Here is a 23,524-nt window from a genome sequence, read left to right as displayed (position 1 = left end):
CCCGCTTTCCACTATATCTTTTGTTCCGCTTTGCTACACAAAAGGATGCCGTTGCAATCGGGGCTAAGGTTTTTGTCATTCATTAAAAATTTGGAAACTTCCATAACGCTTGTCATTATGTAGAAATCTAAATATGAATCTTTCCATACTGTTTTCTAATCCAAGCTATACAACTTAATATTTTAAATAAGATATAATTATTATTTGATTGTAGATTTCACGTTTCCACAAGAAAGCATAGATTTTCCGTAGTAAGGATTAATGATTTTAGGTTCGTCGCTTAGCCAGCTTCCGTCTGCCATCGGGCAATACTGAACGTAAATCGGATTTTCGGATAGCTTAAATTGTTTCGTTAGAGCAATCATATTATCAGAAAGGTTGAAAAAAGTTTCTCTTTGTGCGTTAATCGTTCTCGCTTCGGAAATAGCTGTCGCATCTTTTCTGAGAATATTTAAATTTCCTTCTGAAACCTGCTTATAATCAATTGCAGATGCCGTTTTGATGAATTCCGCAGCCGCTTTTGAAGTCTTATCTGCATCATCCGAGGCCAACGCTGATTTTATTGCAATATAGTTTTGATACAGTTTGGTAACCTGTGCATCTTTTTTAGACTGCGCTGAAATTGAAATAATTGAAAATAAAGAGAATACTGCTGTGATGATATATTTTTTCATTGTTTTAAATTTTAGAATTAATTTTATTGATTATTGACAGTCCTAATTTTAACGCAAAGAACTCAAAGATTTTCTTGAAATGATTGAAAATATTTTTAGTTCGCAAAGGCGTTTCACTCAGCAAAGAACATTACATTTCTTAATGGCTGGTTTTTAGGTCAGTTAAATTTTTAATTGTATCGCATAAAGCGACGAGGCGTGTCGTTTGTAATGATTTTAAAATCAAAACGACTGACAAATTTTAAATTCTAAAAGTACAATGATGAATAAAGATCGGAACCGACTGATTTTCCGGCGGCGCATTGATCTGAATCTGAATAAATTTTGCAGCTGAAAAAGATTGATCTGTAAAGAAAAATTCGTGTTTTGGAAGCTCGGAAATTTGTTGTACGAAATCAATTTTAAGAAAATCTGATTTTTGAGAATCATCAACTTTTATCAGTTTAATTTCTGTTTTGCAACAGTCTTTTTTGGTTTTCACACCGCATTTGCTGCAAATATCATCCATCTTCTGACTGACAGAAGCAAATTCATCCATGCAATAATGAACGCCGAATACCGCTCCGGAAGAAAAGCCGAAGTAGAAAACAGAGAACAGTATGGCAAGAATCTTTTTCATTACAAAGCAAAGTTAAAAATATATGGGGTATTCATGTTATAAAATTCTGTATAGTTTTTATAAAATTTTGGAAAACAAAAACTCCTGAAATGTCTCAGGAGTTTTTGTTTTATATCTTGTTTTATTTAATTCTAAATTCAAGTTTAACATTAAAGAAGCGCCCAGTTAAACGAACAGGAACCGGATACATGAAATTTGTATTGGCATCGGTAATCCATTGGTTGGCAACTGTGTTATTAATATTGAAAGCGTTGAAAACCTGAACCCCCAAAGTCAGTTCTTCAAAGTTGCTCAGGAAGCCGTAAGTTTGCTTTTTCTCTTTAGGATCTACGAATGCATAAGAAAGTCCTAAATCCACCCTCTTGTAAGAAGGCAAAGTTTTCTGATACTGATACGGATCTGTGAAAACTGGTGCTCCGTTTGGTAATCCCATTGCATAGGTTAATGTAAGATTTACGCGCATTTGAGGAAACCTCGGCATATAATCCTGATAGAACATCGCAAATCTTAACCTTTGATCTGTCGGTCTTGGAATATCTCCTCTTCCGTCAATATTTTCATAAACTCTTGCATAACTTGCAGAAAGCCAAGAATCTACTCCGGGAACAAATTCACCGAATAATCTTGTATCAATTCCGTAAGCATAACCTGAAGCATTATTTTTCCCGGAATAACGGATTCTTACATTATCCATATAATACGGAATAAGGTTATCCATTTTCTTGTAATATAATTCTGTCGTCAGTTTAAATGGTCTGTCCTCAAACTCAAATTCATATTCGTTAGCCAAAATTGCCTGAATTGAACGCTGAGACTTGATATTTGAATTAAAATTACCATTAAGATCTTTAATTTCTTTATAGAATGGCGCCTGATAATAAATACCACCCGAAAGTCTGAACCACATTTCAGAATCCCAGTCAGGTTTGATGGCAAACTGAGCTCTTGGTGAGAAAATTGTTTCATTATTAAAACTCCAGTGCGCTACTCTTGCACCACCATTCACTAAGACTTTGCTTGCTCCCCAGAAAAACTTCTGAGAATATTGTGCATAAGCCGATAACCTTGTTGGCTCAATATGATTATTTCCGGCAATACTGTAAAATAAATCCAAGTCTGAAGTATCCGGGAATCTGGGATCATCAATCGGTCTTGGTGTGCTGTAACCTGAAGAATCTACCAATTTCCATTCGTTTGTAAGATCTTTAAGGTTCTCTTTTTCATATTTAAAACCTAATTCAATATCCGTATTGACATTAGGTGAAAAACGAGTTCTGAACTGCGCTCCGTAAGTTCTTACAAATAAATCGTTTCTGGCATGTTCGATTTGCCCGCCCACATCATAGGAAGTGATCGGAGTTCCTGTAATCGGGTCAAAAGTCTGTAAAATATAGCTTGATGCAATTGAATAATATTCCCGTTCACGATTCTGATATGCAAAACTGTCTAAAGTAAATCTCCATTTATCCGAAGCTTTGTAGTTTGCAGAAACCGTTCCCATCATATTTTTATACTGGTCATTTTCTTTACCATTATAAAAAACTGAAAGATTGATTGGCTGATTTACCGTTCCGAAATCTACACTTCTTTCTTTCGGAACCATTTCATAATCATTTTTAGAGTAATATCCTATAAATGACAATGAAAGTTTGCTGTTCACATGATAATTCAGGTAAGACTGAAAATCGTAATAGACAGGATTAAAATCTGTATCTTCATTTAAAGTGTTAAGAACAAGATTGGTATTTCTGTATCTTCCTGAAAACAAAGCGGTAAATTTCTTATTTCCGTTTTCGTCTTCTTTTCCTGATGCAAAACCTGTTGTTAATCTGCCTCCGATCAAACTTGCTTCCCCTAAAAGTTCAAACTTTTTAGGTTCACGATAATAAATATTCAAAGCCGAAGACATTTTATCACCATATCTGGGTTCAAAACCTCCTGCTGAAAAGTTAACTGTAGAAACCATATCAGGGTTAATGATGCTTAAGCCTTCCTGCTGAGAATTCCTGATCAGGAAAGGTCTGTAAATTTCAATATCATTAATGTAGATAAGGTTTTCGTCATAGTTTCCACCACGTACCATATATTGTGAAGAGAGCTCGGTATTTGAGTTCACCGAAGGAAGTGTTTTAAGAAGTCCTTCAACACCGCCCGAAATACTCGAAACATTCTGGGCATCTTTAGCTGAAATTCTGACTGCGGTAACGTCGTTTGTTCTCCCGGTAACTTTTTTCTGGAAAACAACTTCCTCAATATCTTTAACCTTTGTAATGGTATCTCTTTTTCTTGACTGTGAGAATACCAAAACCGGTACTATAAGGCTTAGTGGTAAAACTAGTTTTTTCAAAAGGAATTTTTTAGAATTTCTAAAATTAAGTATTTTTTTAACAATTATAGTATAGATTCTCTAACTCTTGTGAGTTTTTGCAATAAATCTTCCAATAAATCTAATCTTAACATATTGGCTCCGTCAGAAAGTGCTGTTTCAGGTGTTGGATGCGTTTCGATGAAGATTCCGTCTGCTCCGACAGCAATTCCAGCTTTGGCTACGGTTTCGATAAGATCTGGTCTTCCTCCTGTAACTCCTGAGCTCTGATTTGGCTGTTGCAGAGAATGCGTGACATCTAAAATTACCGGAGCGTAGTTTCTCATGGTTGGGATTCCTCTGTAATCAACAATCAAATCGGTATATCCGAAAGAATTTCCTCTTTCAATGATGGCTACTTTTTCATTGTTTGAATCTGTCACTTTCTGCACCGCAAATTTCATTGATTCCGGAGAAAGAAATTGCCCTTTTTTCAACGTCACACATTTTCCGGTTTCTGCAGCAGCAACCAAAAGTTCTGTCTGACGCACCAAAAATGCAGGAATCTGAAGAACATCTACATATTGTGCAGCCAAAGCCGCATGTTCATTTTCATGAATATCTGTTGTAGTAGGAATATTGAAAGTTTCTCCAACTTTTTTAAGGATTTCCAGAGATTTCTCTTCACCAATTGTGGTAAAAGAGTCTACTCTGCTTCGGTTTGCTTTTTTGAAGCTACCTTTAAAAATATAGGGAATATTAAATTTATTGGTTAATTCAATTACTTTTTCAGCAATTCTTAATGCCATATCTTCGCCTTCGATGATGCATGGTCCTGCGATTAAGAAAAAGTTTTTTGAATCTTTGTGGTGTATGTTGTCTAAATATTGAATCATTGTTTTGTTTAAATTAAAAGTTCAGTAAAAATACTGAGAAAGTTTTATAATTGGAAATTATTTGGAGACTTAAAGAGAAACGATTCTAAGAATAAAAAATTGTTTTTTAGCCTTTAAAAAATTAAGATTGTTTGTTCCTTGTAATGACAATGGGAAACTAAAATTTCTTGAGAATCTTCTCAAAAGTATTAATATTTCTACTCGTAAACTGATCTTTCAGGCTTTTCTTGCCTAAAATCTTTCCAAAAGTAGAATCTAAAGTATTTCCTTTCGGAACCTGCCAATAAAATTGATTGCTAACAATCTCCGCTTTTTCGTTTTCGGTTTTAATAGAATTTTCAAATTCTTTCATCAGGGTGTTTTCTATATTTTCGTTTCCGACAAACGCGTAAGTATGAAAATCATCTTTTTTCTCAAATGGATTTTCAGTCCAGAATAATTCTGTTTCTTTTTCATTTTTAATAAAAAGAAAAGCCTCATAATTAAAATGCTCAGACATTGCTTTTTCTAAAATTACTTTCAATTCATCCGTTTTTTTATCCGAACTGAAAACAATATTTCCCGAAGCCAAAATTGAGATTACATTTTCCATTCCTGCATCTTTAAAAACCTGACAGACTTCTGCCATTTTCATATTGGTTCCTTTTACATTTACGCCGCGGAGAAAAGCACAGTATTTCATTAGGTTGAGGTTTAGATTGAGTTTGAGAGTTTGAGAGTTTTAGAATGAGTGAAATATACATAAAGTTGTAAACTTCCAGCATCAGACATCTATCATCCAGCCAAATTATTTTTTAATTCTTTCGTACAGATTATAGTCTGTTCCCGATGGTTTCAGTTTATAAATTTTTTCTAAAATCGGGTTATCATTTTTCAGATGATTTTTAATTCTGAATTCATTTAAAAGACGATAATTTGCCTTGTAATATTCTGCATCTTTTCCTTCAAATAGATTATTATAAGAAAGTAAATATTTGGGTTTTCTGTTTTTAACGGTATTTATCCAGTAATTCTTTTTGTCTTTCTTAATTTCTTCCTGAATCTGTTTATCGACCAAACCTACTTCATCAATTGTTTTTAACCCTGAAAAATACGGAATATAACCAGCCGGCTCAAGCAAAATCCATTGTTTTTTATCTTTTTCATACAGATTTAAAAATATTCCGATTGATCTTCTGTAATTCCATTCTCCGTTTCCTGTGGCAATAGAATGTAGTGTCTGGAAAGCTAACATCGGCAAAATATAGATGAGAATCAATAAAGCCAGCCAAAGATTTCTCTTTGCTTTCTGTTCGAGGACAAAAATCAGAACCGGTACGAAAAGTAGAATCTGCGGAACCCAATAATACCAATCGAAAAGGCTTTTTTGTGAAAGGAAAATAATCTGTTTACACCATGCAAAAAGGAAAATAATCCATAAAAAGTAATTTCTCTTTTCTCGTTGTCTGATTAAATAAATAAAACAAAGCAATTCAAAAAGCAAAATAACAATCGTTATTGGATTAAAATTTCCTGATAACTTCAGCATTCCCCAAAAATTCCCGTAATTTAGTTTAAAATATTCTATATTTTGTTGTGCTGTAAAGGTTTGATCGTAAGCTAATTTTTTAGCAACAATCGTATTATTTACTAGTTCGCCGAAATAAAACCAGTTAAATGAAACACAAACTGCAACTCCTAAAATTCCGCCCAAAATATAGCTCCATCTGATTTTTCTGTTCCAGAAAACATCCACTAAAAAGACAATTCCAAGAAAAATCACGGTATCTATTCTTGTAAATAAAATGAATACCGGAAGTAAAAGAAATGCCCATTTTTTTTCTTTTTTGAAACCATAATACAGCAAAGCCATTTCGAGAAAAAACAGAATTCCATATTCCATTCCGAGAATTGAAATCTTTATGGAGGGCGGTAAAATCCCAAACAGGAAAATAAAAATCGCTTTGTGCCAATTGTTCTTAAACAAAACATGAGAAAGAAATAAACTTCCAATCGTAAATAATGTCGTGTTAAAAATAAGCAACGGTTCTATGAAATTTTCTTTCCCAAAAATCAAATTGAAAATATAGGAAACAAAAACATACAAATGCGTTGTAGAAGCCGATATTTTTGTGTCTCCGTTGAAACCTATTACTCCATAATCCATTAGATTCTGAGCAACACGCCAAGTGATAAATGCATCCTCCTGAATATGGTGCGTCAATAAAAAATAAAGTTTTGCAATAATTGCAAAAAATACAGCGTAGATTGGGAGATTCTTGTTTTGAGATTCAGCCATTGTGCGTTTTTTAGTTGACAAATATAATTCTAAATTTCAGGAATATCAACATAAAAAAAACGGAACCGAAGTTCCGTTTAAGTATTGATTTTATTGGGTTGCTTTAATAATTGCGTTGGTAATCTGATCTTCTTTTTCTTTTGCGTAAGTAGAATCAAAAGGCTCCATCACATCAAATAAATATTGATAATAAGGGGTGATCTTCTGTACGTTTTCAGATTCTTTCATCGCTTTTTCTTTTCCTAATTGCTGAAGATCTTTAATAAATACATTAAACTTCTTATCAATCGGTTCAATAGATTTCACAAGGTAGGCATAAGCTTTGTTGTCTTGTCCAAGTTTTCTGTAAGCATCGGTAACAGAACTTACCACAAGTGAATATTCCATGGGTTTTGATCTCATCTGGCTTCCGGCAAAATGTTGTTCTGACTTACTTAATGAAAGATAATAATCGTATTCTTCAAAAATGCCTTTCTTCAGTACTTCTGCCAATTTCAGTCCTTTTTCTTCCTGGCCTGCAACAATGTATCCATACACCATAGAGCTTAACGAACGAGGGTCATTGTATTTTTCAGCAGGAATTTCTTTAGAAGCAAGATCCAATAGTTCAATTGCTTTTGCCTTTTGTCCTGATAATGCTAATGCTGCCGCCGCTCTGCTTGCCGAGCTTCTGTAGCTCATGATGTTTGAAGTGGCTGTTTCATCGAAATGTACATTCAGGTTCTTGAAGTTACCCCATCTGAAGTTTTTCACAACATTATAAAGCGAATTTGCATCTACTCTTCCCATTTCTCCGTCTGCACTTCTCGGCGTACGAATTGGAACCAATCTGTAGCTGAAACCATCAAACTGAAGATATTCTTCGAGATAGAAAATATTTTCTTTGTCGTAAACACCTCCCGAAGAGAAATTGATAGGTCTTTTCCAGTCGAAGTTTGCCAGAATATCAAACATCATCAAGTTGTTTTTATATAAAGTTCCTGCTTTATAGTTGACCACAATCTGATCAACTGTATTTGGAAGGTCTGAAGCATTGATAATTCCGGCTTTTACAGCATTTGCTTTATTTACAGGAATTACAAATTTATTTACAGGAAGGAAGTTGTATTTCTCATAACGTTCTTCGCCGAAGATCATTTTTAAAACTTCATCTTTTTCAGGAGATTTAATTTTAATAAAATCCATCGCTTCTTTTAATGTCATCGAATCCTGAGTGAGATATTTCTGGAACGGCGCTATCATCGATTCCGGAGCTCCAGCTTCCTGAAGATTTGCAATAATGTTTTTCCAGTCATTGTTTTTCATCAGATAAATCTGGTCGTTTACACCATCTCTGTAATCTTCGTGAGTAAGCTGACTAGGAATTGCATTTGCATTGTATGTTTTTCTTTTTACCTGATCGATGTTCCAAGGTGTAGAAAGCAATGTAAAGTTAACCACTTTCACATCATCACGGAATCTTTCGGTTTCCTGCATTGCCCAAACAGGATACGTATCGTTATCTCCATAAACGAATAGAATGTCTTCTTTTGGCAATGATTTCAATACTGAATAAGAATAATCATAAGCAGTATATCTGTTGCTTCTGTCATGAACATTATAATTCTGGAAGCCCATCATTAAAGGAACTCCCAATAAAATTGCTCCGAATGCGATATTTGCTCCATTTGATTTTACTTTAGATTGTAAAAACCAAAGAATTGCTGCTGCTCCTAAACCAATCCAGATGGCAAAAGCATAAAATGAACCCACCATTGCGTAATCTCTTTCTCTCGGTTCAAAAGGCTTTACTCCGGTATAGAAAATAATTCCGACACTTGTTAGAATAAATAAGGATAAGATGGCATAAAATCTTCCAAAATCTCTGCTAAACTGGAAATAGCAACCTAAAATTCCTAAAATTAAAGGTAAGAAGAAAAATGCAACCGTACTTTCATTTTTAAATTTCGCAGGCATCGCATCCTGATTTCCCCAAAGAGCATTATCGATTGGTGCAATTCCTGAAATCCAGTTTCCTCTTGTATTTTCACTATGTCCTTCAAGGTCGTTTTGTCTACCTACAAAGTTCCACATTAAATATCTAAGGAAATAATATCCGTTCTGGAAAGAGATAAAATAATCCATATTCTGCATAAAAGAAGGTTTTTGTACAGTAATAAGATTATAAGGTCTTACCTGAAGATAATCTGAAGCAGTGATTGATCCGTCTTCATATTTTGTTCTTAATTCATCAAAAATTTGCTTAGCCTCCGGACTATCTGCAACATCTTCATTTCCATAATTAAACTTAAAATCCGGTGCTCCGTACATAGAAATGTAATTGGCCATTACATCTTTATCATCGTTGAACATTCTAGGCATTAAGCTCACATGAGATTTATCGAAAACATAATTAAAACGCTCGCTTGTCTTTCTGTACGTTCCAGTTTTTTCGTCTTTTTCGTAAACTTCTCCTGTTTTAGTTGTTTTAAAGCTTCCGTCTTCGTTTTTTTGAATTCCGTTTGCATCAAGGAAGGCTGTATAGTTTTGTCCGTAAATTGTCGGCCAGTCTCCATACTGCTCTCTGTTGTAATAATCAAGCATACCGATTGCAGTATCCGGGTCATTAAGGTTCATTGGTGGATTTGCATTGGCTCTGATCGGAATAACCATCCAGCAAGAAAATCCGATTACCATATAAACAACCGATAATGCGACAGTCTGATAAATATTTCTTTTGGCTTGTCTTGCATATTTGATAATGAAATAGCAAAGCGCAACCATAATAATAAATCCGGCAATTGTTCCTGAGTGGAAAGGTAGACCCAAACCATTCACGAAGAATATTTCTAATTTTCCGAATAACGACATGATTACCGGGAAAATAATTTTAAATACGATAATTAAAATTCCTAATGTAATAAGGTTTGCAAAAAGGAAATTTTTCCAGGTGAATGTATAATTTCTTGCATAGTACACCAAGCAAACAGCAGGAATTGCCAACATACACATCATGTGAACACCTACAGAGAGTCCGAGAATAAAGAAAATGAGAATAATCCATCTTTCACTGTCTTTCTCCAAATATTCGTTTTCCCATTTGGTAATGAGCCAAACCAAAAGCGCGATAAACATCGATGCCATCGAATAAACTTCCCCCTCTACTGCAGAAAACCAGAATGTATCTGAAAATGTAAAACATAAAGAACCGATAACTCCTGCAAAAAGAATGGAGATCTCCTGATGCCTTGTGATTTCTTCAAAATCTTTGTTCAAAAGTCTTCTTACGAAATGAGTAATCGTCCAGAACAAAAACAAAATAGTAAATGCACTGAATAATGCTGACATGGCATTGATTACGATTGAATAATTTTCACCTTTTCCTAAAGCAAAAATGGCAGCTACTGCTCCCACAATCTGAAATAATGCAGCTCCCGGAGCGTGCGTTACTTCTAATTTTACTGCAGAAGAAATGTATTCACCGCAGTCCCAAAAACTAAAATTGGGTTCTATGGTCGATAAGTACGTGAAAAATGCAATAACGAAAGTCACCCATCCGAGAACGGTGTTCCATTGCCTAAAAGTCCAGTTTTTCATATAATAAAATCAATTATGCGAAAATAAGGTTTTTAGATTAGTTTATCTTGTTTTTAACAAAATTTAAAAATTTTGGCGTGCTTTTTGTCTGCTCCCGTAGGTTGGAAGTAAAAATAAATCACTTATTTACATAATTAGCGAACTTATAATTGACTAAAAGTTCAAAAATTATTTATTTTTTTGTATTTTTGCGGACAGATTTTTATTGAAAAATAACAAATAATGAGTAATGTTTACGATAATATTCTTGGCTTGATTGGGAGCACTCCTTTGGTAAAACTTAATACCGTAACAAAAGAAATTCCTGCAACCATTTATGCCAAGTTAGAATCATATAATCCTGGACATTCCACTAAAGATAGAATCGCACTTCATATTATAGAAAACGCTGAGAAAAAAGGTTTATTAAAGGAAGATTCTGTAGTTGTAGAAACCACTTCCGGAAATACAGGTTTTTCACTGGCCATGGTTTGTATCATTAAAGGATACAAATGTATTTTGGCAGTGAGCGACAAAACAAAACCTGAGAAAATTGCTTATCTTAAAGCTCTTGGTGCTACCGTTTATGTATGTCCTGCGAATGTACCTGCGAATGACCCAAGATCATATTATGAGGTAGCAAAAAGAATTGCTGCTGAAACTCCTAATTCGGTGTATATCAATCAGTATTTCAACGAGTTGAATATTGATGCGCATTATCAGACGACAGGTCCTGAAATTTGGGAACAGACACAAGGTAAAATAACACACCTTTTTGCTTGTACAGGTACAGGTGGAACTTTATCGGGTTCTGCAAAATTTCTGAAAGAAAAAAATCCTGATATCAAAATCATCGGCGTAGATGCAGACGGATCTATTCTGAAAAGCTACCACGAAACCGGAGAAATTCATAAAGAAGATGTACATCCTTATCAGATCGAAGGAATGGGAAAAAATTTAATTCCTTCTGCTCTTCTATTTGATAAAATCGATGAGTTTGTAAGAGTAAATGACGAAATGTCTGCTTACAGAACCAGAGAAATTGCTTTGAAAGAAGCAATTATGGGTGGTTACACAACCGGAGCTGTTACTCAGGGATTAATGCAGTATGCCAATTCTCATCAGTTTAACGAAAACGATCTTGTTGTTTTGATCTATCCAGACCATGGTTCAAGATACATCACCAAAGTCTACAGTGATAAATGGATGGCTGAACAAGGTTTCGTCAACAATTGTTTTCACAATTACGATGAAGTTTTCAAAACAGAAATCATCAAATAAAATTTTAATAAAGATACAAAGCAAGCCTTTTTTGTCATTCACAAAAGGCTTTTTTACTTAAAAATTACGAATATAATGTTGGATATTTTTGAAAGAATAAAAGAAAATCCAGGACCTCTGGGACAGTTTGCAGATTACGGTGAGGGATATTTTATTTTCCCTAAATTAGAAGGACCTATCGGGCCGAGAATGCAGTTTCAAGGGAGGGAAGTGATTTTCTGGAGTGCCAATGACTATTTGGGGATGTGTAATCATCCTGAAGTTTTGGAAGCAGATGCTAAAGCTGCAGCAGAATACGGAATGTATTATCCTATGGGAGCAAGAGCAATGTCGGGTGAAACGCATCAGCATTTGCAGCTGGAGAAAGAATTGGCAGAATTCGTACAAAAAGAATCAGCATATTTATTAAATTTCGGTTACCAAGGAATGGTTTCTACTATTGATGCTTTGGTAAGCAGAAATGATGTTATTGTTTATGATGTCGATTCTCACGCTTGCATCGTAGACGGTGTAAGGCTTCATGCTGGTAAGAGATTTACGTACAGACATAACGATATCGAAAGTCTTGAAAAAAATCTTCAGAGAGCAACAAAAGTAGCAGAAGAAACCGGAGGCGGTATTTTGGTAATTACTGAAGGGGTTTTCGGAATGAGAGGACAGCAAGGTAAAATCAAAGAAATTTGCGAATTAAAATCTAAATATCAATTCAGGCTTTTAGTTGATGATGCACACGGATTCGGAACACTTGGTGAAACAGGAGCCGGAGCCGGAGAAGAGCAAGGATGCCAGGATCAGATTGATGTTTATTTCTCAACTTTTGCAAAATCGATGGCTGGTTTCGGAGCGTTTATCGCGGGAGACAGAGAAATCATCAGATATTTGAAATTCAACTTAAGATCTCAGATTTTTGCTAAATCTTTAACAATGCCAATGGTAATCGGAGGCTTGAAAAGATTGGAATTGTTGAGAACAAGACCTGAAATCAAAGCTAAACTTTGGGAAAATACCAACAAACTACAAAACGGACTTAGAGAAAGAGGTTTCAATATCGGTGATACCAATACTTGTGTAACTCCAGTGATGATGCAGGGAACACCGGTTGAGGCAACTTTATTGGTAAAAGACCTAAGAGAAAACTATGGAATCTTCACATCTGTAGTGGTTTACCCTGTAATACCTAAAGGAATGATTTTACTAAGATTAATTCCTACCGCTTCTCACACCGATGAAGAAATCAACGAAACATTGGCTGCATTTGATGCGATTCACGATAAACTGAAAAGCGGATACTATAAAGAGCAGGAACAAAAATTACTATCAGAACAAGGTTTAAGTTTCAAAGAAATTTAAAAACTAGTCAATATTTTATATTTGCCACGAATGCACGAGTTTTATATTTGTGAATTCGTGGCAAAACTTTTCAAAATCAAAACAGCTTCTTCACGATTTCAGTAAATTTGCAAAAATTTTTCTTTTGAAAGACATTCTTCTCATCACTCCCCCTTTCACGCAGCTCAATACTCCTTATCCGGCGACAGCTTATATTAAAGGATTTTTAAATACCAAAAATATTTCAAGCTATCAAATCGATTTGGGAATTGATGTTATTTTAGAATTATTTTCAAAGAGCGGAATACAAAGAATTTTTGATAAAGAAATTGATGTACAGAATGTCGCAGAAAATTCACAACGAATTTTTGCTTTAAGAGAAGAATATTTAAAAACCATCGATCAAGTTATTTCATTTCTTCAGAATAAAAATCCGACATTGGCGAGACAGATTTGTTCGATGAATTTTCTTCCCGAAGCTTCCCGATTCAATCAGCTTGATGACATGGAATTCGCTTTCGGAAATATGGGACTTCAGGATAAGGCTAAACATCTGGCTACTTTATACTTAGAAGATTTATCTGATTATATTGTTGAAAACATAGATTCCGATTTCGGATTCAGCAGATATGCCGAAAGATTAGGAAAATCCGCCAATTCTTTTGATGAATTGTATCATAAATTACAAAGTGAGCAGACTTTTATAGATGATTTTACTTTAAAAATCTTACAGGAAAAATTAGAATTGGTTCAGCCAAAATTGGTTTGTTTTTCAATTCCGTTTCCAGGAAATCTATACTCAGCTTTTCGTTCGGCAAAATTTATTAAAGAAAACTATCCACACATCAAAACTGCGATGGGTGGTGGTTTTCCGAATACAGAATTAAGAGAAATTAAAGACCAAAGAGTTTTTGAATTTTTTGATTTTATAACTCTTGACGACGGCGAACTTCCCATTGAATTGGTTTATGAAAATGTCTGTCATTCTGAAGAAAATCAGGAATCACAGTTGAAAAGAACATTTGTTATTGAAAACCAGAAAGTTGTTTATAAAAATAATTCTACACGACACGATTACAAACAATCCGATATAGGAACTCCAGATTATACTGATTTACAATTAGATAAATACATTTCCGTTATAGAAATTGCCAATCCGATGCACAGTTTATGGAGCGACGGAAGATGGAATAAACTCACAATGGCGCATGGTTGCTATTGGGGAAAATGTACTTTCTGCGATATTTCTTTAGATTACATCAAAATTTATGAGCCCATTTCTGCCAAAATTTTGGTTGACCGAATGGAAGAACTCATCAAAACAACAGGCGAAACAGGATTTCATTTTGTGGATGAAGCTGCACCTCCCGCTTTGATGCGTGAAGTTGCTCTGGAAATTTTACGAAGAAATCTGGTTGTTACCTGGTGGACCAATATTCGTTTTGAAAAAAGCTTCACTCAGGATTTATGTTTTTTACTAAAACTTTCCGGCTGTGTTGCCGTTTCTGGCGGATTGGAAGTTGCGAGTGACCGATTGTTAAAATTAATTGACAAAGGCGTTTCAGTAGATCAGGTTGCAAAAGTGACAAGAAATTTTACCGAAGCAGGAATTATGGTTCATGCTTATCTCATGTATGGCTACCCGACTCAGACTGTTCAGGAAACAGTGGATTCTTTGGAAATGGTTCGACAGCTTTTTGAAATGGGAATTTTGCAAAGTGGTTTTTGGCATCAGTTTGCAATGACGGCACATTCACCTGTCGGACAAAATCCTGAAGAGTTTGGAGTAACTCCAATTTTACAGGAAATAAAGTTTGCCAATAATGATATCGACTTCACAGATAAAACCGGAATTGATCACGGAAAATTTAGTTTCGGTTTAAAGAAATCCCTTTTTAATTATATGCATGGAATTAATTTTGAAATTCCTCTGCAAGATTGGTTTGATTTTAAAATTCCAAAAACAACGATTCATCCTGATTATATTCATGACTGTCTTTTAGATGAAGACCAATTTAGCTTTAAAGGAAATTCAAAAATTATTTTTTTAGCTAAAAACGTAATCGCTGAGAATTACGTAAAAACAAAAAAACAAAACTCTTGGGCGTACACGAGAATTACGTTTCATTTAAAAACAAATATTGTTAAGATAGATTTAGAACAGGAAAAAGCAGATTGGCTGATAAAAATAATTTTAGAAAATACTTTTGAAAATCCGAAACGCATTACGCTTCAGCAACTTAAGGTTAATTTTGAAGAAAATTTTGATGATTTTGAATTGTTCTGGTTTTCAAAACCAATTCAGCAATTAAAAGAGAATGGAATTATTTTGAGTTTGTAAATTTTCAATTATCCTTCCTTTAATATAAAAATACCCGTCAAGTTTGTCATTCCGTAGGAATCTAGGCTTGAATTTTAGCGAAACGATACAGAGATTCCTACGGAATGACAAACGAAATGTAAATAATAAAACAAAAAAATCTCCTGAAAAATAATTTTCAGGAGATTTTCTTTTATAAGTTTTCGGCTAAAGCCAATTGAATTTATTTCCTTGTAAACGGGCTAAAGCCCGTTCCTATTGAATATTAAATTATAGAGATTTATTTTTATCTTTTTCAACCCCATCTTTTACAACTTCCCCAACTTCTACTTTTTCTCTGATTTTTATAAAATTCGGATCAAGAATCGCCATCCTTTCTGCAAGTGCTTTGTAAGTCGGAAATTTCAGAATTGAAGCTCGTCCCGACATTTCCCTGTATAAAGTAAAAACTTTACCACCTGCAGTGGTAATTCTTTTGGTCGTTGTACTGTATCGCCCAACCAACTTACTTTTAGCATCATACATTTCAATATCCACAAATGTTTTATCCGAAATGGTATCTTCAGAACCAAAACTTACGGGTAAATTTGTAAAATATCCAACCGGAATACCGTTGCTTAAAATTTCTCCAACATTGTTAACAGTAATATTCAGTTTATCAATTTTTGTTCGGATCGTATATGCTTCTTTCGTTTTGGTATCAAGTTTGCGCTTAGGCATATTTTTGAAAAGCTCATCTAAGTTTTTAATGTTGATTCCTCTTTCATCAATAATTTTCAAACCTTTGATACAGGTATAGACAGCCGATTTTTCATCTCCTGAAAATGCCGACGGAGAAATATAATCGATGTCTAAAGTTTTATCACGATTATAAACACGATTTAACTTGACATAACTATCCCGTACAGAATCCACTATGCTTTTATCAACAAACTCCATCGTAAAAATCGGAGTTTCCTTCAGATCCATAAAAGTATATTGACCAGATTTGCTTGTGATTTTTGCAACATGAATTCCGTCTAAACTTACAATGCCTCTTTTCGTTTTAATTAATTGAGCATTCAGAATGAAACTCAAAACTGTAAAGAACATGATTAAATTTCTTTTCATAAAATCAAATTTTTACAATGCATAAAAAAAGTGTAACAAAGTTACACTTTTCTTGAAAATATATTTAGCTATTCAATTTAACTATTCACAAAGGATGATTCCTTTATCATGATTAAATTCCACAACACCGCTTTTGATTGGGTAAGCAAAAACTTCGTTTTGATTTTCATTTTCTTTGGTAAAATTTTTAGCATACGCTTCGCCTACAGATTTTGTAAACAATTTTACTTTACCAAAAGATAATGAAGAAACAATTCCTGCGTGGTTTTTCATGATGTGAAATTCACCATTTTTTCCAGGCAATAATACTGAGTCTACTTCTCCTTCAAAAACTACGTATTCTGGTGTTAAAATTTTTATGTTCATAGAAACAAATTTGAAATTTGATGTTTGAAATTTGAAATTGCTGATCGAATCTCAAATTTCAAATCTCAAATTGTTAATTATTATGCGTTATCAGCTAACATTTTTTGTCCGGCTTCGATCGCTTCTTCGATCGTTCCTTTCAAATTGAAAGCAGCTTCCGGTAGGTGATCCAACTCACCATCCATAATCATAGTAAATCCTTTGATGGTATCTTTGATATCTACCAAAGATCCAGGAATACCTGTAAACTGCTCAGCAACGTGGAAAGGCTGAGACAAGAATCTCTGAACTTTTCTGGCTCTGTAAACTACTGATTTATCTTCTTCAGAAAGTTCTTCCATACCTAAGATTGCGATAATATCCTGCAACGCTTTGTATCTCTGAAGAATTTCTTTTACTCTCTGAGCACAGTTATAATGCTCTTCACCGATAATTTCAGGAGCCAAAATTCTTGACGTAGAAGCCAATGGATCTACCGCCGGGTAAATACCTAATGAAGCAATTTTTCTATCTAATACTGTTGTTGCATCTAAGTGAGCAAACGTTGTTGCAGGAGCCGGGTCAGTTAAGTCATCCGCAGGTACGTAAACTGCCTGTACTGAAGTAATTGATCCATTTTTAGTTGAAGTAATTCTTTCCTGCATCGCACCCATTTCAGAAGCAAGTGTCGGTTGGTAACCTACCGCAGAAGGCATACGACCCAAAAGTGCAGATACCTCAGAACCAGCCTGTGTAAAACGGAAAATGTTATCAACGAAGAAAAGTACGTCTCTACCTTGTCCTGTTTCACCACCATCTCTGTAGTACTCAGCTAAAGTAAGACCAGAAAGTGCTACTCTTGCCCTTGCTCCAGGTGGCTCGTTCATCTGTCCGAAAACGAATGCTGCTTTTGAATCTTTCATCGCTTCCAAATCTACTTTAGAAAGATCCCAACCTCCGTTTTCCATAGAGTGCATGAAATCGTCACCATATTTAATAATACCTGACTCTAACATCTCTCTCAAAAGGTCATTTCCTTCTCTCGTTCTTTCACCTACTCCGGCAAAAACTGAAAGACCTCCGTGCCCTTTTGCAATATTGTTAATCAACTCCTGGATCAATACCGTTTTACCCACACCTGCACCACCGAACAAACCGATTTTACCTCCTTTTGCATAAGGCTCAACTAAGTCGATTACTTTAATACCTGTAAATAAAACTTCTGCAGAAGTTGAAAGTTGATCAAATTTCGGAGCTTCTCTGTGAATAGGAAGACCTCCTTCCTTAGAAATATTCTGAAGCCCATCAATAGCGTCACCTACAACGTTGAAAAGTCTTCCGTTTACAGCATCACCAATTGGCATTGTAATTGGGTTACCATATCCGATAACTTCCTGACCTCTTGTAAGACCGTCAGTTGCGTCCATTGCGATACATCTTACTGTATCTTCACCAATATGCTGCTCTACTTCTAATACTACTTTTTCACCGTTTTCTTTTGTAATCTCCAACGCATCATAAATACTTGGAATAGCCTCTACATTTGTAAAAACTACGTCGATTACAGGACCAATAATTTGAGAAATTTTTCCTTTAATTTGGTTTGCCATTGCTAAATTTTTTCTTGGTGCAAATATAATGATTCTTGCTAAACCTGCAATTGCTAAAAAAAAGATTTTTATCATGCTTTTTTACTAATTTACCAATCTATAAGTTTATCAATTTACCAATAGATTTTTAGCAAAATATTTGATTTTGATACAATAATTGATTATCACATTGCTACATTTTTATATTGACACATGGGTTCATTGGTACATTGTTACATTATACCTATATTTGCAGTCAAAATTTTTTGTCTTGAAAGTTTTCAGAAATTTTAGCGATTATCATGCTGAGAAACCTTTAGCTTTATCTTTAGGAATGTTTGACGGGGTGCATCTTGGTCATAAAAGTATAATTGACGAGCTGATAAAAGTAAGTTCTAAAAATAATCTGGAGACTGCAATTCTTACTTTCTGGCCACATCCCAGATTTGTTTTTAATCCTAATGAAGATTTAAAGCTTCTCAATTCATTGGATGAAAAAACAGAGTTGATGGCGCAATACGCCATTCAAAACTTATTTTTAAAAGAATTTGACGAAGAGTTTCGAAATCTTACCGGAGAAGAGTTTGTGCGTCAGATTTTAGTTGATAAGTTAAATGTAAAATATTTAATCATCGGTTACGACCATTCTTTTGGTAAAAATAAAAGCGGAAATTTTGAATTGCTTCAAAAACTTTCAAAAGAACTGGATTTTGAAGTTGAACAAATGGAAGCGATTAATATTCACGAAAATAATATCAGCTCGACAAAAATCAGAAATGCTTTATTAAATGGAAATATTTTAGAAGCTAATGAAATGTTGGGTTACTCCTACTCCGTTTCCGGAACGGTTGTTCATGGGAAAAAATTAGGCAGAACAATTGGTTATCCAACCGCCAATATCGAAACTGAAAACCTGAAACTACTTCCTAAAAAAGGAGCTTACATTGTTGAAGTTTTTCTAAAAGATCAACAATACAAAGGTATGTTGAGTATAGGAACCAACCCAACTGTAAATGGGGAAAAATTAACCGTTGAAGTTTATATTCTTGATTTTGCTGGAGATATTTATGAGGAAAATATTACCGTAAAATTTAGAGATTTTCTTCACGAGGAAATTAAATTTGAAGGTATTGAAAAGCTTATTGAAAGATTGGATGAGGATAAAAGACTGACAGAAGGTTTTGAGTTTTAAAAATTTTTATTAATTCCCAAAACAATATGACGCGGAATTAACCTTTGTGTATATAAACTTTCACTAATATTAGATATCGAATATCGTTGAATACTATTCGAATTTAAAAGATTATTTCCCTGTATAAAAACACTCATATTATATTTTTTTGAAGTATAATTTGCTTTAATATCTAAAAACTGAGTTGTTTTCTGATCTGTATTTCCAAATTTATAGTATTCTAAAAACGATTCTATTCTCAATTGCGGATTAATGGTAAAATATAAATTAGCAAAACCTTTTTGATCCATATAATCATTAGAATTCACTTCAGAAGAAATAATATTGAATGCCCATTCATAACCCAATTCATAATTGATAAATTTTGTCCAGCCAGACTTCATTTCAAAACCGGCTTTCCAATTGGTAAATTTTGTTTTTATTAAGGGTTGATTACTCACACTGTTTTCATAATCTGATAACATATAAGAACCTAAAATACTCAATCTAGATTTCAAAAATTTCAAATATTTTCTCAATTCTAAATTTGAAGATAAATTACTGTTATTCTTCACCAAAATAGTTTGATTAAAAGTATAATTAGGATTAACAATCATATTATTTGACAGATAGTCTTCGCTTCTGAAAAAATTAATATTAAAATTCAGATATTGAGACATTTGCTCTCCAACGTTGTAACTAAAACCCAAATTATAATCTGGCAAAACAGTAAATGCGGTATTATTTTGTCTGAAATTCCGGTTTCCCTGATAAATATAATTGGTATAAACGTCATTGATAGAAATGGTTGAAAATTTTCTTTCTGCATTCAGATTAAAGTTCCCGGTTTTTCTGTTTTGGTATCCAATATTTGCAGAGGGAGAAATATAAAACCCATCTTGTTTATTTTGATTTAAATCAGAATGTATCATCTGACTTAATACAGTAAAACCATAACTCCATTTTTTACTTTTCTTACCATACTTGATTTGTCCGAAAACAGAATTCTGCAGATAATTTGTATTATTAATAAAATTTGATTGATTAAAGTTTACAATTTCATTGTTCAAATTAAAAACTTCAAGATTTGAATTTAGATAATCTTTTCTGAATTCATTTCCTAGTTGTAGCTCCAGACTATTTTCTTCAGCGTATTTTTTAAGATATGAAAATTTCAAACCTCCAAAATTCATTTTAGAATCGATGGTCTGATTTACTTTCTGGGCTTCTGGGTTATTAAGAATGTGAGAAAAAACGTTATTTTCATCAGTAAAATCATAAGGTCTGTTTTGGTAAATATATCTTGCTACCGCAACCAAAGCTTTAGAAGAATCGATTTTCTTGGTGAAAGTCAGCCTATTTTCGTTCGCAAAAAGCTCATTTTTTCCTACTTGATTATTCAGCTGTTCGTTGAATAAAAAAATATTATTATTATTTTCATTCAAGGATGAAATTTTATTGTAAAGTTGAATATTAGAATTATTTTTAAAATCTTTTGACAGTTCTAATTTTCCAACAATATTTCGGTTATTCTGTTTCCAAGTTTTGTCTTCGTTATTAACGAAATCCAAACCATCAAAATTGAATTTGTAGTATGAATTGATATAATTTCTGTTTTCTGTTTCGTTAAAAATGGTCACCAATTTTAGTTTCCAGTCAGTTTTAAAATTGTAGATATAATTAAGCGAAACTAATCTGTCATTATTAAAGTTGGTACGCTTATCATTAAACAGAAAATTTTTCTGATGAAGATTAACCGTAGAAAGTGTATTGATATTCGTTCCTACATTTTCGACATCATTTTCTGAACTCGGACTGATTAAATATTCCACACCATTCATTTCATTGAGCCCTAAATTATTGGCATTAAACAAAAGATAAACTTTCTTTTTCTTTGTAAAATTCATAACATTTAGCTTCCCTTGTCGCATATCTTCTTTGTAGCTTGTAGAAGCCAGCAATACATTACCAAACCATTTTCTTTTAGCGTCTTCTTTCAAGGTAAGATTTAAAGCAATACTTTCGGAATCTTCGATATTTTTTAAGAGTTTGTTCTTAGAATAATTTTTGAGAATCTGAATTTTATCTAATGGTTTTGAAGGCATACTTTGGGTAAGTGTTTGATATCCCCTTTCAAAAAGATCGTCGTTTTCTATCATCACTCTTGACACTTCTTTATTTCCAAATTTTATTTTACCATCACTAAGAACAGTAATTCCCGGAAGTTTCTTCAGAAGTTCTTCTACATTTTGCTCTGTTCCGTTGGAGAAATTTTTGGCGGAATATTCTACTATATCTTTTTTAATTTTTATGGGCGAAGTACGGTTTATCACAACTTCTTTAATTTCTTTTACTTTATCAGTCTCTAAAATAATAGTTTTAAAATCAAAGTTTTCACCTCTTTTAATTATAGAAACTGGAAACTTTTTAGAAATGTAACCTATCGCAGAAATCTGCAGATTAAACTGACCGAACTTATCGGTATTTAATAAAAAACTTCCGTCTTTATTGCTAAAGACGAAAGTAATAATGTTATCCTGTGAATCGGTAAGAATCACATTAGCTCGCAAAATTGGCCGCTTATTTTCAGATACAACTAACCCATTAATCTCCGTTTGTGCAGAAATTCTCAAAAATAATATAAAAAAGATTAACCATAATAATCTCATTAAGTCTGTTTACAAGCTTTGCAACCAAAAATTTAATAATTATAAAGCAAACAATAATTATTTGAATATTTATTCAATACTAAGTTCGAAACTAGCTGATCGTGGGGAGGGCATCTGGCCATGCGGTATGTTTTGGTTCATATTTGCTATTTGCTGGCTTTGCCATTCTTTAAGTTGTTCCGTATCAGCCTTAAAAACATCTAAATAAGAAACAGTTTCGGAATCATTTTCATTTATAAAGTATGATTCTAGCTTTTTAGGCAAAACATAATTTTTGTTCAACGAAATTTTAATTGCACTAAAATGAAAGTTTTTTTCAGAATCATAAGCTTCTAAAATAGCACCTGGTGTATCTTTCAGTTTCCAAGGAAAAATTGGATTTGGAATTTCTAATGTAAACCAAACCTCCCATTTTCTTCCTCTAATTTCTGCTGTAGCCTTATGACAATCGTACCCTAAAATATTTTTTGTCTCTTTTGTTGTGGTCCAAATAACTGGTGTTATTTTATCTACAGATAACTTATATTTTAGTCTTTCGGTTTTTCCAACAAATGAATTCTCTTGATAAAATAAATCTTTATTTCTATCATAATTCACTAGAAATTTTGGATGCTGTTTATGTGCTAAGTAGTTTAAATCTGCTTCTTTAACATCAATATCATCTGTTAACAAAGAGAGATTATTATTATCTGATGAAAAAGAAAATGATTTATAATTTTCTCCTAACCATAATAATTTATACTCTATACAATTTTGTAAAGTTACTTGTGAAAAGCAATTGAAACTTATAAAAAAAATAAATATTAAAATAATTTTTTTATTCATTTTATATAATAATTATTGATTATACTATCCTCCCGTTCCTGGTTCTGTTGGTTGAATAGAGTTGTATTTTTTTTCTGGACCAACCACCACAGTTACACGAGTTGTAATTCTTGTACCAGTTTGAACGCCTGAAGGACATTCTTGCCAAGTTGGCCATGAAGAAGCTCTTCCCTGAAGTGATCCGCATGTATCTACATAACTTGTTATTGTAGTATATTCACAAGCCCCCTTAGCTTTTTCTGAAACTTCTGATTTTTTTTCTTTTTTTTCTTTTAAATTATCAGAAGTTGTATTAGCCAAAGTAATCCCTGAAATTCCCGCTGTTAAAAACAGTCCTAAAATAATTTTTTTCATTGTAATAAATTTTTAAGTTAAAATTAAAATTTGTGTTTAAACTTTTTGCGCAATTCGGTTTGAACGCTTCAAAGAAAAATAAAAAAAATCGTACACACAATATTAATTATCACTTTTTATAGATAAATTTATTATGTTAAATAGCTTGTTTATGGTAGTTTACAAATATTTTTAATTCACTTCACTAAAATAATTCATATTTTT

General features: G+C 33.3%; 17 protein-coding genes. 4 read left to right on the top strand and 13 right to left on the bottom strand.

Annotated features, from left to right (window positions below):
* Positions 1–200: 200 nt before the first annotated feature.
* From ACR1PN_RS15410 to ACR1PN_RS15380, 7 genes are all read right to left on the bottom strand, one after another.
* Positions 201–674, bottom strand: a complete 474-nt coding sequence (locus ACR1PN_RS15410; RefSeq protein ID WP_433980764.1) for a DUF3347 domain-containing protein — start codon at positions 672–674, stop codon at positions 201–203.
* Between the two features lie 241 nt (positions 675–915).
* Positions 916–1,293 (bottom strand): HYC_CC_PP family protein, encoded by a 378-nt coding sequence (locus ACR1PN_RS15405; RefSeq protein ID WP_433980763.1) that lies wholly within the window; start codon positions 1,291–1,293, stop codon positions 916–918.
* 121 nt (positions 1,294–1,414) lie between these two features.
* Positions 1,415–3,640, bottom strand: a complete 2,226-nt coding sequence (locus ACR1PN_RS15400; RefSeq protein WP_433980762.1) for a TonB-dependent receptor plug domain-containing protein — start codon at positions 3,638–3,640, stop codon at positions 1,415–1,417.
* Between the two features lie 44 nt (positions 3,641–3,684).
* Positions 3,685–4,494 carry a 3-deoxy-8-phosphooctulonate synthase gene (gene kdsA, locus ACR1PN_RS15395; protein WP_433980761.1) on the bottom strand — a complete coding sequence of 270 codons (810 nt, stop codon included), beginning with the start codon at positions 4,492–4,494 and terminating at the stop codon, positions 3,685–3,687.
* 157 nt (positions 4,495–4,651) lie between these two features.
* Complete coding sequence (locus ACR1PN_RS15390; RefSeq protein WP_433980760.1) at positions 4,652–5,176, bottom strand: DUF1697 domain-containing protein; 525 nt, start codon at positions 5,174–5,176, stop codon at positions 4,652–4,654.
* 105 nt (positions 5,177–5,281) lie between these two features.
* Positions 5,282–6,772, bottom strand: coding sequence for a hypothetical protein (locus ACR1PN_RS15385; RefSeq protein WP_433980759.1), 1,491 nt, complete (start codon positions 6,770–6,772; stop codon positions 5,282–5,284).
* 90 nt (positions 6,773–6,862) lie between these two features.
* The gene (locus ACR1PN_RS15380) at positions 6,863–10,348 is read right to left on the bottom strand and encodes a glycosyltransferase family 117 protein (protein ID WP_433980758.1); all 3,486 of its coding nucleotides are present in this window, start codon (positions 10,346–10,348) and stop codon (positions 6,863–6,865) included.
* A 222-nt stretch (positions 10,349–10,570) separates the two neighbouring features.
* Between ACR1PN_RS15380 and ACR1PN_RS15375 the strand changes: the two genes are divergently transcribed.
* The 3 genes from ACR1PN_RS15375 to ACR1PN_RS15365 all read left to right on the top strand — a co-directional run bounded on the left by ACR1PN_RS15375 (position 10,571) and on the right by ACR1PN_RS15365 (position 15,278).
* Positions 10,571–11,608: a PLP-dependent cysteine synthase family protein gene (locus ACR1PN_RS15375; protein WP_034675990.1), complete on the top strand. Its 1,038-nt coding sequence runs from the start codon at positions 10,571–10,573 to the stop codon at positions 11,606–11,608.
* Positions 11,609–11,683: 75 nt separating this feature from the next.
* Complete coding sequence (locus ACR1PN_RS15370; RefSeq protein ID WP_433980757.1) at positions 11,684–12,958, top strand: aminotransferase class I/II-fold pyridoxal phosphate-dependent enzyme; 1,275 nt, start codon at positions 11,684–11,686, stop codon at positions 12,956–12,958.
* Positions 12,959–13,082: 124 nt separating this feature from the next.
* The gene (locus ACR1PN_RS15365) at positions 13,083–15,278 is read left to right on the top strand and encodes a B12-binding domain-containing radical SAM protein (RefSeq protein WP_433980756.1); all 2,196 of its coding nucleotides are present in this window, start codon (positions 13,083–13,085) and stop codon (positions 15,276–15,278) included.
* Between the two features lie 249 nt (positions 15,279–15,527).
* Here ACR1PN_RS15365 and ACR1PN_RS15360 read toward each other — a convergent pair whose 3' ends face one another.
* The 3 genes from ACR1PN_RS15360 to atpD form a co-directional block, all read right to left on the bottom strand.
* On the bottom strand, positions 15,528–16,367 hold the full coding sequence (locus ACR1PN_RS15360) for a hypothetical protein (protein WP_433980755.1): 840 nt from the start codon (positions 16,365–16,367) through the stop codon (positions 15,528–15,530).
* 81 nt (positions 16,368–16,448) lie between these two features.
* Complete coding sequence (locus ACR1PN_RS15355) at positions 16,449–16,733, bottom strand: FoF1 ATP synthase subunit delta/epsilon (protein ID WP_433980754.1); 285 nt, start codon at positions 16,731–16,733, stop codon at positions 16,449–16,451.
* Between the two features lie 80 nt (positions 16,734–16,813).
* The gene (atpD, locus tag ACR1PN_RS15350) at positions 16,814–18,322 is read right to left on the bottom strand and encodes a F0F1 ATP synthase subunit beta (RefSeq protein ID WP_378178892.1); all 1,509 of its coding nucleotides are present in this window, start codon (positions 18,320–18,322) and stop codon (positions 16,814–16,816) included.
* Positions 18,323–18,572: 250 nt separating this feature from the next.
* On the opposite strand from atpD, the gene ACR1PN_RS15345 reads away from it, so the two are divergent.
* A complete protein-coding gene (locus ACR1PN_RS15345; RefSeq protein WP_433980753.1) occupies positions 18,573–19,493 on the top strand; it encodes a bifunctional riboflavin kinase/FAD synthetase in 921 nt (306 codons plus the stop codon).
* Here ACR1PN_RS15345 and ACR1PN_RS15340 read toward each other — a convergent pair.
* From ACR1PN_RS15340 to ACR1PN_RS15330, 3 genes are all read right to left on the bottom strand, one after another.
* A complete protein-coding gene (locus ACR1PN_RS15340) occupies positions 19,490–22,141 on the bottom strand; it encodes a carboxypeptidase regulatory-like domain-containing protein (protein WP_433980752.1) in 2,652 nt (883 codons plus the stop codon). The two genes, ACR1PN_RS15345 and ACR1PN_RS15340, sit on opposite strands and share 4 nt — an antisense overlap.
* Positions 22,142–22,210: 69 nt before the next feature.
* A complete protein-coding gene (locus ACR1PN_RS15335) occupies positions 22,211–22,966 on the bottom strand; it encodes a GLPGLI family protein (RefSeq protein WP_433980751.1) in 756 nt (251 codons plus the stop codon).
* Between the two features lie 24 nt (positions 22,967–22,990).
* Complete coding sequence (locus ACR1PN_RS15330) at positions 22,991–23,320, bottom strand: hypothetical protein (protein ID WP_433980750.1); 330 nt, start codon at positions 23,318–23,320, stop codon at positions 22,991–22,993.
* Between the last annotated feature and the right edge of the window lie 204 nt (positions 23,321–23,524).

It is taken from the genome of Chryseobacterium sp. RLHN22 (assembly GCF_051011795.1).
Lineage (GTDB): Bacteria > Bacteroidota > Bacteroidia > Flavobacteriales > Weeksellaceae > Chryseobacterium > Chryseobacterium zhengzhouense.
Note: the sequence above shows the minus strand (reverse complement) of the source record. Positions and strands in the feature narration are given on the sequence as shown.